This window comes from Alphaproteobacteria bacterium LSUCC0396 (assembly GCA_041228345.1).
Lineage (GTDB): Bacteria > Pseudomonadota > Alphaproteobacteria > Puniceispirillales > Puniceispirillaceae > UBA3439.
Genome location: CP166131.1, coordinates 1,814,469 through 1,831,803, shown reverse-complemented (window position 1 = coordinate 1,831,803; position 17,335 = coordinate 1,814,469). Strand labels below are relative to the sequence as shown.

Sequence of the window (17,335 nt, the reverse complement as noted above, 5' to 3'; positions counted from 1 at the left end):
GGATAAGATAATGAAAACAGTCGCGGTTCGTAATATCACGCGCGCCGATGCCGCAACCGCCATCGGGCTTGGCAATGCTGGTGTTTCAACCGTGCATGAAGCGCAAGGCCGGATTGGCCTTTTTAAACCCTATATCCGGCCGGTCTATCCCGGCGCCCGGATTGGCGGCACGGCGGTCACTGTGTTGGCCCAGCCCGGTGATAATTGGATGATTCACGTGGCGATTGAAATGTGCCAGCCGGGCGATATTTTGGTGGTGGCCTGCACAACCGATAATACAGATGGTTTCTTTGGTGACCTGCTGGCAACTTCGGCGCGGGCGCGCGGTGTTCTGGGGCTGGTGATTGATGGGGGAACACGCGATGCCGCCGATTTGAAGGCGATGGATTTTCCCGTCTGGTCGCGGGCAATCTCGTCAAAAGGCACCGTTAAAAACACCCCCGGTGCGGTAAATGTGCCAATTGTGTGCGCTGGCCAGCTGGTCTTTCCGGGTGATGTGATTGTCGGCGATGATGATGGCGTTTGCGTTATAAGCCGCAAACAGGCCGATGACGTGCTGATCAAGGCGAATGAGCGGATTGCAAACGAGGATAGCAAGCGGGAAAAACTAGCCGCAGGTGAACTTGGCATTGATCTTTATAATATGCGCCCTGCCCTAGCCGCCGCCGGTTTTACCTATGTCGATACGCTTGACGACCTCGGCGAATTCAACGGGATTGATTGTCGAAACCGGGGCTAGGCAAACAGGTCTAACCCTGCCAATTACGGTGAATGGAAATCGGTTGTGGTAAAACAGACACAGGTCGTCATTGTTGGGGCAGGCCCCGCCGGATTGCTGCTTGGCTGTCTGCTTGATCGTGCCAGGATAGACAATATCATCCTCGAACGACAGACCAAGGATTATGTACTAGCCCGGATTCGGGCTGGTATTCTGGAACAGACCTCGGTTGATCTGCTGACCAGTGCAGGGGCTGGGGCGCGGCTTGCCGCCGAGGGTATCGCGCATCACGCGGTGAATATCGCCTTTGATGACCGGCTGGTTTCGGTGCCGCTTGGTACGACCACCAATGGCAAGGTCGTGACCGCCTATGGCCAGACCGAGGTCACCCTCGATCTTTGTAATCTTCGTGCCACAGGCGGCAGCCTGACCATCTATTCAGCTGAAAATGTCCAGATTAATGATTTTGACCGTGACCGGCCATTTATTCGCTTTATCCATAACGGCGAGGCTATCGAGATCGCTTGTGATCTTATTGCTGGATGTGATGGTTATCACGGCGTTTGCCGTGCCAGTATTCCCAAGAGCGCAATCACCACTTATGGGCAGGCCTATCCATTTGGCTGGCTTGGCCTGCTGGCTGATACGCCGCCAGTTTCAACCGAGGTGATTTACGCCAATAATAAGCGCGGCTTTGCCCTTTGCTCGATGCGGTCAATGACCCGGTCGCGCTATTATATCCAATGCGATCCAACCGATCATATCAACCGGTGGAGTGACGAGGCTTTCTGGGACGAATTGCGCCGCCGCCTGCCTGCCGAAACTGCCGAGCAGCTGATCACCGGCCCGTCACTGGAAAAATCCATCGCCCCTTTAAGGAGCTTTGTCGCCGAGCCCATGCAGTTTGGACGTTTGCTTCTGGCTGGTGACGCCGCCCATGTGGTACCGCCAACTGGCGCCAAAGGCTTAAACCTTGCCTTCTCCGATATCTATTATTTGCATCAGGCAATTGAGAGTTTCTTTGCAGATAATGATATCGCAGCATTGCCGCATTACTCACAACAAGCGCTGGCGCGCGTCTGGAAAACCGAACGTTTTAGTTGGTACCTGACCAACCTTACGCACCGCTTTAATGCCGACCCATTTGAGCAGAAAATGAAAGAGGCAGAGCTGGATTACATCACCGCCTCACCAGCCGGGCGTTTGATGATGGCCGAAAACTATGTTGGCCTGCCGCTATAGTAACGGGCGGTAACGGCGAGGCCCATTTCAGTGATCAGGCGGTTTTTTTGCCGCGCTTGCGCAACGCCGGCAACAGTAATGTCAGCAGGGTTGCAAGCACTAATATGATCGCCTGCGGCCGTTCCATAATTAGGCCAACAAGATTATTATCCGAAATCATTAGTGACTGATGGAATGACCTTTCTGCAGTTTCTCCAAGCACCAAAGCAATAACTAGTGTAAGGCGTGGATAATCGAAACGAATCATAAAATAACCGACTATCCCCATTACGAGAGCCAAAATTACGTCTCCTGGCTTACCCTCCAAAACATAAACACCAGTTAAGGAAATAGTAACCACTAACGGAACTAATATATTTACATTCACAAACGTTATTTTTACCAGCCATCTTGCCGTCAAAAGACCAATCAATGATGCGCCAACCGCAGACATTGTTAAAGCTATGATTAAACCATAAACCTCTCGTTCATTTTCAAGTAACAAGGTAGGGCCTGGATCAATGCCATGGAGCACCAAAATACCAAGGAAAACAGCTGTTTCAGCACTTCCAGGTATGCCAAAAGCCACAGTTGGCACCAACGATCCGCCATCTTTGGCATTGTTGGCGCTCTCAGGAGCGATCACACCTATAATATTTCCCTTACCAAAGCTGGACGGATCACGAGAAGATTGGACTGTAGAGGTATAAGCTATGAAAGAAGCCACTGTACCACCGAGGCCTGGAATTGCACCGATAATGGTTCCAATAAATGACCCTCTAATCAGCACAGTCCAGTGTTTGAACACTGCAACTACGCCTTTCCATAAACCTGTTAAATTACCGACATTAACCCTCTCCGTAACAACAGAACCACCTTTCAAAGAAAGCTCTATCATCTGGCTAATTGCAAAAAGACCGGTAAGTGTTGGCACTAGCGGTATTCCATCCCAGAGATAATCGGTTTCTAGTGTAAATCTGGTGTGCCCTGAAACAGTATCTACTCCAACAAATGCTAATAGCAGCCCAAAACCACCCGCTATCAAACCTCGCAGCAATTTGCCACGAGACGAAACCGCAATAGCCACCAAGCCCAGTATTGTTAGTAACAAAAATTCAACTGGGCCAAAAAGCAATACAATTTCTTTAGCTAAAGGTATGAACAACATCAGTGTAATTAAACCAATCAACCCTCCCATCGCTGAAGCCGTCGCCGATGCACCAATTGCTTCTCCCGCCCTACCCTGCTGGGCAAGCGGGTAACCATCAAATGTTGTCGCAGCATTCGGTGCGGTCCCGGGAGTGTTTAAAAGGATTGCTGTAATTGAACCGCCAAAAGAAGTGGCACCCATGACCCCACCAGCAAGATACATGGCATCAAGTGAGTCCATACTAAAAGTTATTGGGATCAATAGTGCCAGAGCAGTGGTGCCGCCAAGGCCGGGGATAATCCCAAAGCAAAGCCCGAGTAACACGCCAATCAAAACGAAAACAAAGGAACCGCTTGTTATAACGCCAAGTAAGGCATGAAAAAAAATGTCAAAGCCCATCTGAGAATGCCAAATCTATTGGAAAAACAAAACAGGGGAAGAACAATATGCTCTTCCCGCAAATCTGATTTTTTTACTCTGCTAATATTGTTTTATATTTAGAATAAAAGTCAGAAAGGTCTCTCATCAGCACGCTGGCTTCAGCTCCACCAATTGGGTCAAGTGGCTTTTTTGATTTTGCCGACCATTCTTTCACTGCGTCTGAGTTTGCAGCTTTTAAAAGAGCGTCTGCAAGTTTGTCAGCTACATCTTTGGGCAATCCAGGAGGACCTCCTACAATCCGATAAAGCGTCAACTTTTCGAATTCATTGTGTCCAAGCTCCCTCGACGATGAGACACCCTTAATGGAAGGTTTATTCTCATATGTGACGATAAATTTCATGTCTCCAGATTTTACGTATTTCTGGAGCGAACCAATTGGTTTTAGAGTAGCATCAACTTCACCTCGCATTGCAGCTACAATGGTTTGGCTTGAGCCTTTGTAACCTGTGACGTTAGTCATGGGACAGTCAATCAAGGACATCGATATTTTTGCCGTTACAGAAGATGTAGATGCTGGTCCAGTATCAGAAAATTTTGCTGGGCGCCCGAGTGAGCAAAGGTCCTTCAAACTGTTGATTGGCGAGTCTGCCTTGACCGCTATTGAGTAGGTGTCTTTTGCGAGATTGCCCAACCAAGTTATCTGGTCTAGATCGTAAGCAACCTTTTTGCCAAGAAGTGGCGGAACCGTCAGGCCTGGAACATTGAAAATTCCAATCGTGTAGCCATCTGGTTCAGATTTATAAACAGTTGCAGCGCCTTTTTGCCCCCCAGCTCCTGGGATGTTCTCCGGAACAACCGGAACACCCAAAATTTTTTCCATTTCTGGAGCAACCGCGCGAACATAGACATCAAACCCACCACCTGTGCTATAAGGTACAACAAATTTGATTGGTTTTTCTGGCCAGTCTGCAGTCGCGGTTCCAGCCCCGAACAGTATTACGGCTGCGCACGACAATGACGCAATAATTCTATTTGACATTCTTCCCTCCCTACTTTGCCAGCTTTTTCAATTAAGTTGTATAGTGCCAGCACCAAGGGTTACTCTACTTTTTAATGATTCTAAAACCTAATGAAAAAAAATAGGAAAATGAAAAAAAAATTTAATTCCCATTGGGAGCCACTGTTGTCTGACCAGGAAGTGGAAATCATACGTGTAAGCCATTACGGTCAAGAACTTCAACTTCCGAAACGACCAGCCTTTGTTGTTATTGACATGACATATGATTTCTGTGGCTCACCAGGAATTGATGCTGTGACAGCAGCAACCGAACGGCGCACAGCGTGTGGGCCATCAGCTTGGCAAGCCGTACCATTAATCTCAAGGGCATTGACGGCTGCAAGGCTGGCAAAAATGCCCATCGCCTATAGTCGGCGCAGTGCGATGCGGCTGCGCAGAAAAAGCCCAAAAACAGGCCGCGCTATTGAAGACGCAAAGCCATTTTCCGCGACTAAAGATGGCAATAGGATCATTGCCGAACTTACACCATACACTGAAGATTTAGTGTTTGGCAAAGGCGCACCCAGCATATTTTTTGAAACCGAATTTCCGGCTTGGTTTCAAAATCAAGCTTGCGACGGATTGTTTTTGGTGGGCTGCACTACATCTGGGTGTGTTCGTGCCAGCGCCGTTGATGCGTTTAGCCGCCAGATCAATACGTTCATTATCGCTGATGCGGTTTTTGATCGGTTTTCAATATCACATAAAGTTGCTCTGTTTGACTGTCAGGCGAAATATGCAGATTTGATTGGCACCTCCGATTTCGAGTCCTACAGCAAGCAGTCTACCATGCGTCAAAGCCTCTAGAATCAAAAAGCACGCCGCGATAAAGACTATATTGGAGCAGGATTTCAAAAACGGTAGCCACAAATAACAAGGTTCCAATGCTAGCTAAAATGGAATTGCGCCAGCTTTGCTTACCTTGATAGCGCATATAAACCAGCACAAAGACAAAAATGCTTGGTAAGATGCCTAGAAACATCATTAGACCAACACACAGGAACATCCATAATATTATAACCACTTCAGCGCCAATCGCTGGATTATGCTTCATTTCTCGGTTGCTGAAATCAGCCCCTAGCCAATGCCCAACCTTTTGCGCAAAAGGGCTGTTACCGCGTGCCAAAAAGTCGAATACACATAATATCGCGGTGATTGCCGCAACAAGAAACGGCATCATACGTGGAGTTTCCGGCAGCTGATTACTCCAGATCGCAAATCCGCCCGACATAACAAACAGAGCTACGGGCACGAGGGGTGACCGGACTAAAGCGGGTATCTGGCTGGATTCGGTCATGGCATTACTCCGACGGGAAAATGAGAGATTTAATAACCACAGGGGCGGAACCGGTTGATCTTATAACATCACCGATATCGATGAAATCGAAATTTGAAACCTCAATTCCATCAATCGAAATGATCGGACCGGCAAAGCCTTCTTCAACACGAAAATGAATTCCCAACAGACCCGCAATATCACCGCGAACAACCAGTATCAGCGGATGCCCGCGCCCAATGACTGTTCTAAGACCACCAAGAACGGCACGGGCAAACCCCTGAAGCCTAGCAAAACTTGCCGAGCCTTGCCACGGTACCGCAAGCGCAACTGGCTGATCCGGATCGGCCAAGTTCATCTGCGCCAGCGCCGCGATGATTTCAGCCTTAACAATTGCCTCGTCAATCTCATCACCAATCGTCAATTCAGGCGCGATCACCGGTACGTTGCGAATTGGCAGAACATCTGCAGGATCGAAATAGATGGTCGAGCCACTGACCTGAACCGTATATTGCGACGCGCCAATCACGGTCGCCCGAATGCCAAGATTGGCTGCCTGATAGGGAATATCAAGCGCCGCAACCCGGCTGGAAATACTCTTTGCGATGGCCTGCCCCAAATCACCAAATGTCGCCAATTCGGGGTTGGCAATATATTCACAGACGCCGCCGGAAAAAATAATCTGGCGATAGTCATTGCCCGCAGGCAGGGGGGGCAATCGGTACAGCCCCTCCAACTCATCACCCGCCATCGCGGCCATAATCTGATCAACCATAAGATCGGCGAGCAGGGATTTTTGACTGTCTGAAATCGGATCACCTACCCGCAGATCAAGCCCTGCCAGTAAGAGGTATTTTTGCCCAAAAGGTTCGATATGCGTGATGATATTCTGCTGGTCAAACGTCACAAGCCGGGCACCTGCATCAATTGCCGAGCAATGTTTTACCTCGCCCCCACCACAAGCTGCCAGCTTGGTCGTGCCGCCACCAATGTCGATATTCAACACCATAGACCGATCATTATCAGCACCGCCGGTTAACCCGACCGCACCCGAACCATGCCCAGCCATAATGGCCTCAAGCCCGTCACCCGCACTGACCGAAACAAATTTTCCACTTTGGGCGGCAAACAGCTCGCCAATGGCGCGTGCATTGCGGCGGCGCACCGCAACACCAGTTAAAATCAACGCACCAGTATCAATATCATCAGGTGCCAAGCCTGCCAGCTTGAATTGCTTGTCGAAAAACTGCCCAAGCCGGTCCTTGTCGATATCCTGCTCATGGCTATAGGGCGTTAGCAAAATTTCCGAACGATGGATGATTTCACGCTTGGAGACGATATATCGCGTATCAAGCCTTTCGAGATAAATCTCGGAAAACAGGATATGCGACGTCGCCGAGCCGATATCAACGCCAACCGTCTTGAGGATAATTTCATCTTCCTCAATCAGGCTGCGTTCAGCACTGGAAAAAAACACGCGGCCGCCAGTATTTTCATTCGTCGTCACGGCTGCAAATGCTTTCTTCCAAAATCGCGCTGAAACCCCATAGCAATACTGACAGCGCTATTTGCCAGCTGGTTTTTCATAAAGCGATGGATCCATCCGACTTTCTTGGCCATATTCGGCCAGCATTTCTTCGAACTCTTTGCGAAGCTTTGGATCTTCCATCCAATAAGGGATTGAGGTTCCCCCTTCATTCACATCCATGCCGGTATAGTCGATCTGTTTTTCTCCCGGCGGCAGGCCGGTAACAAGGCTCGGATGATGTGGCCCAAACCATGCAGTGAGGCGGAACGGCCCATCAGATGCATTAAAATGTTGGTGATACCAGCGCGCACCGCCCGGTGCGGCACTGACCAAGCCAACCGGTTCATAATCGACCCGCTTGACCTTATCAGCATGACCATCCTGCCACGGGTTGACACCGCATTCTTCGGGCCATGTATAGGTGTAGCCGCGCCCTTTGATACATACCAAAACCGCGGCTGACGAATGGGCGTGTGCTTTGGAATATTTGCCAGTCTCATGCTGACCAATCCAAAGATAGAATTTATTGCCGGTCATGAACGGTTCGACACGCCGCCAGCCAGGAGAGCGCCGGTTATCAAGCGGCAAATCACAATTCATCACATCAGGCACCAGATTTGTGCGGCGCATAGCAAGACCGCGAATCGGATCTGGCTCGACATCATCATTCGGCTTGTAAAAATCGGCTGCGGGCGAGAATCGGTCGGTAAACTCGTAAGGGCAATTGAAAATAAAATCACGATTGCCAATTAGATTCATCAAATTCGGCGCGGTTGTACCTCCAAGCAGCAGCGCCGGTGACGATGTTGCATTCACAATCCGATGATAGGCATTGACCGGAATTGAGAACATTGATCCGGTTTGCCATTCAAAAACATGTTTTGGGCCGTTTTCTTCTAGCCAAACCTCGGTCGAGCCACGCCCTTCCACAACAAGATAAATTTCTTCGTAAATATGTTTTTCAACATTCAGCGCACCAGCGGCGGGCACTTCGACAACATAATTGCCCCATTTGCCCTCGGTGCCATGCAGCTGGATATAGGTGCCACGACCGCCCATGCGGGGCCAGTCAACAAGCGGCAAATTCTGCACTTTGGAAACACCAACACCTCTTACAATCGGAATACCATCGGATTCCATAAACTGATCATAGTCAGATTTTGGCAGGTCAAAGCGTCCATAACCGGCTTTTTCACCAGGCTTTGGCTCGTGCCAATGGACCATGTTATCTATATCATGCGGCATTGTGGATTTCCTTAAATTTCATTGTTATTTTTAAGATGACTAAAAAACAGGAGCGGGTCAAGCGAGATGGAACAGTGTCTCGCATAGCGGCACAGAAAATTTTCCACACTGGCCCAACCAAGCAGATTATCCCCCGATTGGCGAAGAGCTATTGATTTCGGGGCATTTGGATTTCGGGAAATTATTTCACCAATTGTAGTGCGTTCCAGACGCGGTAGGGATTGGCAGGCATCTCAAAATGCGTCACACCCGCACTTGCCAGCGCATCCTCAACAGCGTTCATAACCGCCGCCAATGCCCCGACGGTTCCAGCCTCGCCAACACCTTTTGCCCCAAGTGGATTGACCTTTGTTGGCACCGTCACTGTCGCCAGCCTAATCGACGGGATATCGGCTGCAATCGGCATTTGGTAATCCATGAACGAACCGGTTAGCAGCTGACCGCTAACATCGTAATACAGAATTTCGCCAAGCGCCTGACCAATGCCTTGCACAATCCCGCCCTGCATTTGCCCTTCAACAAGATCGCGGTTCAGAACCGTACCAACATCCTCGACCCCAACATAATCGACAATCTCAACACGGCCGGTTTTAGGGTCAATTTCAACCTCACAAATATGACAGCCATTTGGATAGGTCGGCGCATCCGGCAGAAACTCGCTATCAACACGCAGCCCGCCCAGCTGATTACTATGACTAACCAGTTCCGCCCAAGACATTGTTTGCCCAGCGTCTGGCGTATCTGGCGATCCGGCGGTAAAATACCCATCGGCATAGCTGACCGGCGATTGCATAATTTCAGCCGCCAGCGCCGTTGCTTCAGCCAATAATTGATCAAGCCCAAGCGAGACCGCCGCACCGGCAACCACAGTTGCAGCCGAACCACCATTACCGCGCCCAGACGCCAAAAGATCGGTATCACCATGCCGATAGACAATCTGGCTGGCGGCGATTTGCAATCGTTCCTGCGCCATTCGTTTCAGTGCGGTTTCGTGCCCCTGACCCACCGACATCAGACCGGGATCGATCACGATACACCCATCTGCACGGGCGGTGATCCGCGCTATATCTTTTTTCACCTGTCGCAAAGGACCGCCCGCAACCTCAATCGGATTTGCCGCACCAATCCCGCGAAGCCGGCCACGCGCCGCCGAATCTGCCTGACGCTTGGCAAAGCCGTCATAATCAGCCAGCGCCAATGCCGCCGTCATCACCTGCGGAAAATCACCACAATCATAATTGAAGGTCAGGCCAGTCTTGTACGGCATCATATCAGGCGTGATCAAATTTTGCAGGCGCAATGCCATTTTATCGCGGCCAGTTTCACGCGCCGCCTTTTCGATCAATCGCTCGATGATATAGGTTGCCTCTGGCCGCCCAAAACCGCGATAAGGCGCCGTAGAAACGGTATTGGTATGGATGAATTTCAACTGCGCCGCAATATGGGGTGTACGATATTGACCAGCGATACCGCCAAGATTATTCAGCATTCCCATGCTGCGCCGCGATAAATAGGCACCGACATCGACATTCAGATCGACGTCAAGGGCACTGAAATTGCCGTCACCGTCAAGCCCAAGGCGCGCCGTGCCACAAACGCCTCTCGCATGGTCATCACTAAGGAAGGACTCGCTGCGGCTGGCCGCCCAATAGACCGGTTGCCCAAGACGCCGCGCCGCCCAGACAAGTGCAGCATCTTCGCGGAACAGGCCGCCTTTCATCCCAAAAGAACCGCCCACATCGGGCGTTGTCACATGCACATCAGCGGTGGTGGCACCAAGATAGCTTGCCACCTCATTGCGCAACGCAAACGGGCTCTGGCCGCTGGTACGAAGGCAGGACCGGCCAGCATCATCAACATAGCCAAGCGAGTTACGCATCTCCATCGGACAGGCCAAAATCCGCGATATATCAAATTCTAGCGTGGTCACATGCACCGATGCGTCCAATGCGGCGTCAACAGCGGCCTTGTCGCCAACCATGTGCATGGCGGCAATATTATCGGTGCCGCTATCCCAAACGAGCGGGCTGTCAAGATTGGGATCGGTTGCAAGCGCGGCAATTTTATCACCTGAAAATTCAGCGATGATCATCTCAACCGCATCACAGGCCGCCTGTTTGCTTTCGGCAATCACCATCGCCACCGGCTCGCCAAGATGGCGGATCAAATCGCCACTTAGAACCGGTTTTTGCGATTGGATTGGAACACCGCCATCATCCCGCTTTGGCGTGCCTGTCCATGGCATAAACGCCAGCCCATCATCAGCCGCATCATCAGCCGTCAAGACGGCATGAACACCCGCATGCGTTCGCGCCGCGCCGCAATCCAGCCTGACAAGCCGGCCACGGGCGATCGGCGCACGATAAAATTCGGCAAATAACACATTATCCGGAAGCGTATCTCCGGTATATTGACCAGTGCCGGTAATGAACCGGCGATCCTCGCTTCGCCCGGCGGCGGTTTTATCCAATGATTGATCTGCGTTAATATCCATATCACTCACATCTTGGCAGGCCAGACCGAAACCCAACCATCAGGTTAAACACCGCATAAAAGGCCTAGCCCTTTCGGGATGCCTCGGATCACAAAATTGCTATTTTCACCTCGGCGGCATCATCCAATACAGCATAGGTTTTCAGCGGCACCATACATGGCGGCGACACCACCTCGCCGGTACGGATATCAAATGCACCATTATGGAAATCACATTCGATCACATGCCCGTCCAAATAACCCTCATTCATATAGCCCGGACCATGCGTGCATAAATTATCGGTGACATAGAATACCGATTCGACACAATAGACTGCCAAATCAAGACCATCCTTTTGCACTTGGATCACTGATCCTTCAGCCACTTCGTCTTTACGACAAACGGTCAAAACCTCTGTGCTACCTGTCATTTCAAACCCTCAAAACCGCGATAGATTACAATTGAACGCCCATTCCTAGCCGAGGCGCCACATCGGAGCAAGATACTAATCCAGCTTGTTCGAGAAAACAAATTCCAGTTCCGCATATAGGAATATTGTTCTTCTATAGAAAATTATCTATGATCATGCCTTATTGATTGAAAGGGTGCGTAATGGACGAGAAAAAACCGGCAAATGAGACCAAAACCGACAGTGCAGAGAGTCCTGCCGGTCACTATCACAGCCAGAAAGACCGTATTTTTGTAAGGTCGATCCAAGGTGCGTATAACCTGACCGAAGAGCTGGAGAGGCTGCGGTCGATGCCGCGCGTCAAAAAGGCGAAGGAAATCAAATTCGTTGATGGCCCACAAGCCTATTCCCGCCATTACATGCAGCCAAAAGACGGGGTTACGCAGCTATTTCACATCCATTTGGAAGAATATGGCCCGGGCGGCAAATCGCAAAAGCATGGCCATGTGAACGAAGCCGCATTTTATATTCTGGATGGCGATGGCTATGAAATCCATGATGGTATCCGCTATGACTGGACCGCAGGTGACGTGGCGATTGTCCACAATAACTGCGTTCATCAGCATTTTAACGCTAGCGACACCAAGCCAGCGCGCGCCCTTGTCCTGAAAACCAAACCGATGTTCCTGTTCATGAATATGCTGTTCCAAAAACAAGTCGAACCGCGTTCAGCAGACCCGGCACCGGGCGGTGAGAACTTTGTCGTTCGTGAAGAAGAAGAAGATTTCAATCATCCGGAAGGGGGCTATTAGAATGGCCTGGAAAGAAAGCAAAGTCTGGCTCGATGGGCTGGAAAATAAGAACCTCTATCAGCAGCTTTTGGACGATGCCGAGGCGGCGCCAGTGCGCAATGCTGGTCGGAAAAAAGTTGTTCACCCCAACGAAATGCCATGGGAAATGTCGCGTCAGGGACTGCTCAAGCATTTGCTGAACGAACAGATGAACACCCGCATGGAAACGGTTGACGCCTATATGCAGATCATCCCGCCCGGGTCACATTCGGGCAAGCATCGCCATCTGGCCGAAGAGTGTCTTTATGTGGTCGAAGGCAATGGTTATGATTTGCACCAAGATTGCGATGTTGAAATCACCGATGACTACCATTGGAAACCGCAGGACAAAATCCAGAAATTTGAGTGGGAAGCTGGCGATTTGATTTATGTTCCGCCGAACACAATCCATCAGCATTTCAACGCAGACCCAAAACGGCCGGCGCGGCTCATTTCAGTCATCAACCGTATTTTCAAACATTCGGGATTGAATGATCTGGAACAAATCGAAGATGCGCCCGAATATGTCGAGGGTATGACGCTGACACCTGAAATCGTCGCCGACTTTATCAAGAACCGCGACTAATGCTAGGCGCACTTCTTGCGCTGGCATCGGCGGCGTTATTTGGCCTGCAAAGCGCCGCTGTACGCCGCGCGGTGACCAGCTCCAGCCCGCTTCAGGGCATGGCGATTACCGTGCCATCAGGCGTGCCATTATTTGCCGCGCTGGCATTGTTTTTTGGCGGCTTTGATGCGATGCCGGGCTGGCCGGCCAGCACTTGGCTTTGGGCAGGTGTTGCTGGCATTATCCATTTTGTCATTGGCCGGTTTGGCAATTACCACGCCACACAGGCGCTGGGCGGCACGCTATCAACTCCGATCCAGCAATTAAGCGTTATTGTTGCGCTGGTACTGGCAGTCTTGTTCCTGCAGGAAAGCATCAGCGGCCTAAATTTCGTTGGCATCGGTCTGGTGATTTTTGGCCCAATGGTGATGTTAAGTCGCCGCAAGAAAAACGCCGGCAAACGCGCCGGTTCAGATTTTGAACCCAATTTTCGCTCTGGCCTAATCTGGGGGCTGGTATCGGCTTTCGGCTATGGCAGTAGCCCGCTATTTGTTGCGTTGGCATTGCGTAGCGCAGGGCCGGTTGAGGCACCGTTCGGTAATGCGATTGGCGTTCTATTTGTGTCTTATGGCTGCGCCAGCGTTATGGTAATCGGCGTTATTATGATGGCTGGCGGGATAAAGGTCGTGCGCTCAATCCCAAAAAGCGGATTGAACTGGTATCTATTCTCCAGCGTTCTGGTCGCATTATCCCAGCTGTTTCGCTACATGGCATTGGTCGTCGCACCGGTATCGGTGGTTGTGCCAATTCAGCGGCTCTCGGCGATCTTCCGGCTTTTGTTCAATGCGATGCTAAACCGCAAGGATGAGCGGTTGGATCCGATGGTGATCGTCGGGATTATCTTGTCAATATTTGGCGCGGCAGCGCTTGGTGTTGATACAAAGACTGCGCTTGACTGGCTTGATCTGGGGCCAGAACTCACCGGCTTGCTGAGCTGGCGTTTCTAGCCCCCGAAAACAGCCAAGCACCTATTCCATGTCTTTATAAACAAGCCCCTTTTCGGCAAGGCGCGGCCGCATATTATTGATATCAATGCCCAGCTCGCCGGCGTCATATCTGGCTCTGATCTGATCTTCGCGGGCTTCACGCGCAGCTGATTTTTTGGCAATTTCGTCAGCCTGCAATCGTGGCACCACAACAATTCCATCATCATCGGCGACAATCACATCGCCCGGATGAACGATCTGACTAGCACAAACAATCGGAATATTCACATCGCCCAAGGTTTCCTTGACCGTCCCTTGCGCTGAAATCGCCTTTGACCAGACAGGAAATCCTGCTTCTCGCAAAACGGCAATATCGCGGCAGCCAGCATCAAGCACAACGCCGCTGACCCCATGCGCCTTTAACGACGCCCCAAGCAAATCACCAAAATAGCCAGCATCCGAAAAAGACGTCGGCGCAATCACCATAATATCGCCCGGCTGGCACTGTTCGATCGCAACATGGATCATCCAATTGTCACAAGGCGGCACACTGACTGTGACGGCAGTGCCGCTGATATGCGCACCGGTCCAAATGGGCCGCATATAGGGCGCCATCAGGCCAGTGCGATCCTGCGCCTCATGAATTGTGGCAACGCCATACCGGCCAAGTTCGGCAACTGTATCTGCCGCTGCCCGTTTGATATTTTGAATAACTACGCTCATCTTCATCTCCCAGTTAATCTATTGTCGGTCTATTTAACGCGCTATCTGCGTTCAACACGCTATCTGTTTTGTGTCACCAGCAAGCCCAAATCAAAATCCGCTAACGCCAGCTGATCAAGCTGTTGCCCGATAATCACAAGCCGCGATTGCCGCAGTTCACCGGGTGCCCAAACATCAACCCAGCGCGCATCCGACATCATATGAACGGCCTGAAAAACGAGTTTTTCTTCGCGGCCAGCAATCTGAAAAATGCCTTTCATCCGCAAAATATCTTGGCCGTGTTTCTGCAACAGCCCATTAAGCCAAGCCTCAAGTTGCGCCAGATCAAGCGGCGCCGCACTGGCAAATGACTGGCTGGTAACGTTATGGGCGCTGGCCTGCGATTTTGCTGCATCATCATGCGCAAAATCATGCGCTGGCCGTTCAGCAGCCCCATCGCCAGCGTCAATTTTCCCCGCACCGGCAAACTCATCAATAAGCCGTTTCATATCAAACGCGTTCTGTCCGGTGATGCTGCCAAATGGCACGGCGGCATTCTCGGTAAAATGCAACAACGCATGCGCATTAAGCGCCCGCAGATTCTGCGTCAGCGCATCCAATGCAGACGCGCTGCAAGATTCGGTTTTATTGACGATCACGACATTAGCATAAAGCAATTGATGCAAGGCCTCGGGGAACCGCTCGACCTGACTGGTAAAATGATGCGCGTCAATCACCGTCACAACCGCGTCAAGATAGGCCTTTGACGCCAATAATTGATCAAACATAAAGGTCTGGATCACCGGCGCCGGATCGGCAAGACCGGTGGTCTCAATAAAGATACCGTCATAATCTTCAGACCGCGCCAGCAAGTCTCGCAACGTTGTCACAAGGTCACCACGAATGGTACAGCACACGCAGCCATTGCTGAGTTCGAGCAGGGTTTCCGTACTGCTGACAATCAAATCATGGTCGATACCGATGGCGCCAAATTCATTGACGATCACGGCAAATTTTTGACCATTGTCGCCCGCTAATACATGATTAATCAGGCTGGTTTTGCCAGCACCAAGAAAGCCGGTAATCAGCGTCACCGGCACGACAGGATTTTCTGTCACTGCCCGATCATGCTGACCTTGGGTCATAACGCTGCCGCCCCTGGCCGCCCTATTGCCACGGCATTAGCGAGACATGAATAACGCCGTCACTCGCACCCACAGCCTTAATTGCCGCATCGACATCTTTCAGGCCAAAGCGGTGCGTTGCAATCAAATCAAGCGCAAAGCGATCAGAGGCGAGCTGTTGAAGCGCCAGTTCGCATGATTGGTAGTTATGGCCGCGCGCCGCTTTAATCGTGACATATTTATTGGCGACCTGCGCCAACGGAAAATTCGGGAATGTTGCGGTTTCGCCTTGGATCAGCATAGTGCCGCCTTTGCGCCGCAACGCCTCAAGGCCAAACAGCACCGGAATGGTGCCAGCACCCGCAGTACAATCAAGTGACACATCAACCCCAAGACCACCCGTTGCCTCGCGAACCTTGGCAAGCGGGTCTTCGGCATCAACATTAATGACCACATCCGCACCAAGTTTCTTGGCAACCTCAAGCCGGTACACATCCTTGCCCGTTCCGGTAACAATGATCAGCGACGCGCCGGCCTGTTTACAGGCAATGACCTGCGACAGGCCCTGCTGGCCCGGCCCTTGAATCAAAACCGAGGAATTATAGCCAACACCACAATCAAACAACGCCCATTGAATGCCATTGGCCATCGGCGTAACAATGCCGGCAAGCTCAGGCGAAAGCCTGGTTGGCACCTTATGCAACACGGCGTTCCATGGCAGATACATATATTCTGCAAAACCGCCCCACAGATGCGGCGCACGACTTGCCGAAGTATAGCCATAACGCAACCCATCAGGGTTTTTGCGCCAGTCGGTTCCCATGCAAAGCCGGTAATCCCCCTGATGACACCATTCGCATTGAAAACACGGCACATAATGTTCAACGAAAACCAGATCGCCTTCTTTGACGCCTTTACGTTGCATGAACTGTTTGCCAGCTTTGGCAATATAACCGATATTTTCATGCCCCATAATCACCGGTTCTTCAATCGGCGGCTTGGCATAGAATTTCACATCCGTACCACAGATCCCGGCAACTTCCATCTTAAGCAGCGCGCCGTCCTCGGGCACATCCGGCATATCATATTCCCGATATTCGGTTTTATGCGGGCCGGTGCGAACCGCCGCCTGAACTTTTTCCGCCAACGCAAGGTCTCCTTGGTAACAAATGAGATGACCGGCTGACAATTTTGAATTGCCCGCAACCGGTCAAGAAAACATCATAAAAACCTATCAATGCACCATTCCTTTTTCAAGAACATAGTTCCGAATAAAAGAACAAACACTAGCGACATTTATCCATAGGCTGCTATAATGACGCATGTTCGGACTGCGCCTGAATCATAAAACTGACGGTCAGTCGCTGGAAAAGGTTGAACGCTGTATCCGCGGCCATTTCAGCCTCGAAAGCGATAATATTGTGCTGGTCAGTGAACGTCGGGGATGGCTGCCTGGCTTTCCTGATTTAGAAACCCAAATCCTGTTTTGGCGGCACGATCCGGCAACCAATATCGTCAATCGCTATAAGTTACAGATGTTCAAACCGGCCGCCGAAATCAATGAAAGTGATTTGCCCGTTGGCTGGTTATTATCCGCCTTTATTGATGATGGCGACCCAGATTGTTGTTAACGACCCCCAATTAGAGCCACTGAAAATGGAGTTTTGAAG

The 17,335-nt window shown here is 50.8% G+C and carries 17 protein-coding genes; 7 read left to right on the top strand and 10 right to left on the bottom strand.

Annotation, left to right across the window (positions count from 1 at the left end; genetic code table 11):
• The first annotated feature begins 10 nt into the window (after positions 1-10).
• Together AB8881_08830 and pobA are read left to right on the top strand one after the other, a co-directional pair.
• Positions 11-739 carry a 4-carboxy-4-hydroxy-2-oxoadipate aldolase/oxaloacetate decarboxylase gene (locus tag AB8881_08830; protein ID XDZ62652.1) on the top strand — a complete coding sequence of 243 codons (729 nt, stop codon included), beginning with the start codon at positions 11-13 and terminating at the stop codon, positions 737-739.
• A gap of 45 nt (positions 740-784) precedes the next feature.
• Positions 785-1,960, top strand: a complete 1,176-nt coding sequence (gene pobA / locus AB8881_08825; protein ID XDZ62651.1) for a 4-hydroxybenzoate 3-monooxygenase — start codon at positions 785-787, stop codon at positions 1,958-1,960.
• A gap of 34 nt (positions 1,961-1,994) precedes the next feature.
• Here the strand turns inward: pobA and AB8881_08820 are convergent, their stop codons facing one another.
• The gene (locus AB8881_08820) at positions 1,995-3,488 is read right to left on the bottom strand and encodes a tripartite tricarboxylate transporter permease (protein ID XDZ62650.1); all 1,494 of its coding nucleotides are present in this window, start codon (positions 3,486-3,488) and stop codon (positions 1,995-1,997) included.
• Between the two features lie 73 nt (positions 3,489-3,561).
• A complete protein-coding gene (locus AB8881_08815) occupies positions 3,562-4,509 on the bottom strand; it encodes a Bug family tripartite tricarboxylate transporter substrate binding protein (GenBank protein XDZ62649.1) in 948 nt (315 codons plus the stop codon).
• A gap of 144 nt (positions 4,510-4,653) precedes the next feature.
• On the opposite strand from AB8881_08815, the gene AB8881_08810 reads away from it, so the two are divergent.
• Positions 4,654-5,334, top strand: a complete 681-nt coding sequence (locus tag AB8881_08810) for an isochorismatase family protein (protein XDZ62648.1) — start codon at positions 4,654-4,656, stop codon at positions 5,332-5,334.
• Here the strand turns inward: AB8881_08810 and AB8881_08805 are convergent.
• From AB8881_08805 to AB8881_08785, 5 genes are all read right to left on the bottom strand, one after another.
• Entirely contained in the window at positions 5,312-5,824 is a 513-nt protein-coding gene (locus AB8881_08805; GenBank protein XDZ62647.1) for a tripartite tricarboxylate transporter TctB family protein, read from the bottom strand. The two genes, AB8881_08810 and AB8881_08805, sit on opposite strands and share 23 nt — an antisense overlap.
• A 4-nt stretch (positions 5,825-5,828) precedes the next feature.
• Positions 5,829-7,310, bottom strand: a complete 1,482-nt coding sequence (locus AB8881_08800; GenBank protein XDZ62646.1) for an ethanolamine ammonia-lyase reactivating factor EutA — start codon at positions 7,308-7,310, stop codon at positions 5,829-5,831.
• A gap of 57 nt (positions 7,311-7,367) precedes the next feature.
• Positions 7,368-8,576: a cupin gene (locus AB8881_08795; protein ID XDZ62645.1), complete on the bottom strand. Its 1,209-nt coding sequence runs from the start codon at positions 8,574-8,576 to the stop codon at positions 7,368-7,370.
• A 181-nt stretch (positions 8,577-8,757) separates the two neighbouring features.
• Positions 8,758-11,070, bottom strand: a complete 2,313-nt coding sequence (locus AB8881_08790) for a xanthine dehydrogenase family protein molybdopterin-binding subunit (protein ID XDZ62644.1) — start codon at positions 11,068-11,070, stop codon at positions 8,758-8,760.
• Between the two features lie 88 nt (positions 11,071-11,158).
• Positions 11,159-11,479, bottom strand: a complete 321-nt coding sequence (locus tag AB8881_08785) for a non-heme iron oxygenase ferredoxin subunit (GenBank protein ID XDZ62643.1) — start codon at positions 11,477-11,479, stop codon at positions 11,159-11,161.
• Positions 11,480-11,661: 182 nt separating this feature from the next.
• On the opposite strand from AB8881_08785, the gene AB8881_08780 reads away from it, so the two are divergent.
• From AB8881_08780 to AB8881_08770, 3 genes are read left to right on the top strand one after another with little or no spacing between them, the layout of a single operon-like run.
• Positions 11,662-12,270, top strand: a complete 609-nt coding sequence (locus tag AB8881_08780; GenBank protein ID XDZ62642.1) for a cupin domain-containing protein — start codon at positions 11,662-11,664, stop codon at positions 12,268-12,270.
• A 1-nt stretch (position 12,271) separates the two neighbouring features.
• Positions 12,272-12,874, top strand: coding sequence for a cupin domain-containing protein (locus tag AB8881_08775; GenBank protein ID XDZ62641.1), 603 nt, complete (start codon positions 12,272-12,274; stop codon positions 12,872-12,874).
• On the top strand, positions 12,874-13,860 hold the full coding sequence (locus tag AB8881_08770; protein ID XDZ62640.1) for an EamA family transporter: 987 nt from the start codon (positions 12,874-12,876) through the stop codon (positions 13,858-13,860). Before AB8881_08775 ends, AB8881_08770 begins: the two co-directional genes overlap by 1 nt.
• Before the next feature lie 21 nt (positions 13,861-13,881).
• Here the strand turns inward: AB8881_08770 and AB8881_08765 are convergent, their stop codons facing one another.
• Genes AB8881_08765 through AB8881_08755 form a run of 3 tightly spaced genes read right to left on the bottom strand, consistent with a single transcriptional unit; the run spans position 13,882 to position 16,812 of the window.
• Positions 13,882-14,562, bottom strand: a complete 681-nt coding sequence (locus tag AB8881_08765; GenBank protein ID XDZ62639.1) for a 4-carboxy-4-hydroxy-2-oxoadipate aldolase/oxaloacetate decarboxylase — start codon at positions 14,560-14,562, stop codon at positions 13,882-13,884.
• Positions 14,563-14,621: 59 nt separating this feature from the next.
• Entirely contained in the window at positions 14,622-15,686 is a 1,065-nt protein-coding gene (locus AB8881_08760) for a GTP-binding protein (protein ID XDZ62638.1), read from the bottom strand.
• A 22-nt stretch (positions 15,687-15,708) separates the two neighbouring features.
• Positions 15,709-16,812: a zinc-binding dehydrogenase gene (locus tag AB8881_08755; protein ID XDZ62637.1), complete on the bottom strand. Its 1,104-nt coding sequence runs from the start codon at positions 16,810-16,812 to the stop codon at positions 15,709-15,711.
• 175 nt (positions 16,813-16,987) lie between these two features.
• Here AB8881_08755 and AB8881_08750 point away from each other — a divergent pair, with 175 nt between their 5' ends.
• Positions 16,988-17,296, top strand: coding sequence for a hypothetical protein (locus AB8881_08750; protein ID XDZ62636.1), 309 nt, complete (start codon positions 16,988-16,990; stop codon positions 17,294-17,296).
• Positions 17,297-17,335: the final 39 nt, after the last annotated feature.

Coding starts and splice junctions, on each gene's coding strand:
- AB8881_08760 (XDZ62638.1), bottom strand. CDS start 15,686: ATGACCCAAGGTCAGCATGATCGGGCAGTGACAGAAAATCCTGTCGTG.
- AB8881_08820 (XDZ62650.1), bottom strand. CDS start 3,488: ATGGGCTTTGACATTTTTTTTCATGCCTTACTTGGCGTTATAACAAGC.
- AB8881_08775 (XDZ62641.1), top strand. CDS start 12,272: ATGGCCTGGAAAGAAAGCAAAGTCTGGCTCGATGGGCTGGAAAATAAG.
- AB8881_08790 (XDZ62644.1), bottom strand. CDS start 11,070: ATGGATATTAACGCAGATCAATCATTGGATAAAACCGCCGCCGGGCGA.
- AB8881_08780 (XDZ62642.1), top strand. CDS start 11,662: ATGGACGAGAAAAAACCGGCAAATGAGACCAAAACCGACAGTGCAGAG.
- AB8881_08795 (XDZ62645.1), bottom strand. CDS start 8,576: ATGCCGCATGATATAGATAACATGGTCCATTGGCACGAGCCAAAGCCT.
- AB8881_08785 (XDZ62643.1), bottom strand. CDS start 11,479: ATGACAGGTAGCACAGAGGTTTTGACCGTTTGTCGTAAAGACGAAGTG.
- AB8881_08805 (XDZ62647.1), bottom strand. CDS start 5,824: ATGACCGAATCCAGCCAGATACCCGCTTTAGTCCGGTCACCCCTCGTG.
- AB8881_08750 (XDZ62636.1), top strand. CDS start 16,988: ATGTTCGGACTGCGCCTGAATCATAAAACTGACGGTCAGTCGCTGGAA.
- AB8881_08815 (XDZ62649.1), bottom strand. CDS start 4,509: ATGTCAAATAGAATTATTGCGTCATTGTCGTGCGCAGCCGTAATACTG.
- AB8881_08770 (XDZ62640.1), top strand. CDS start 12,874: ATGCTAGGCGCACTTCTTGCGCTGGCATCGGCGGCGTTATTTGGCCTG.
- AB8881_08765 (XDZ62639.1), bottom strand. CDS start 14,562: ATGAGCGTAGTTATTCAAAATATCAAACGGGCAGCGGCAGATACAGTT.
- AB8881_08830 (XDZ62652.1), top strand. CDS start 11: ATGAAAACAGTCGCGGTTCGTAATATCACGCGCGCCGATGCCGCAACC.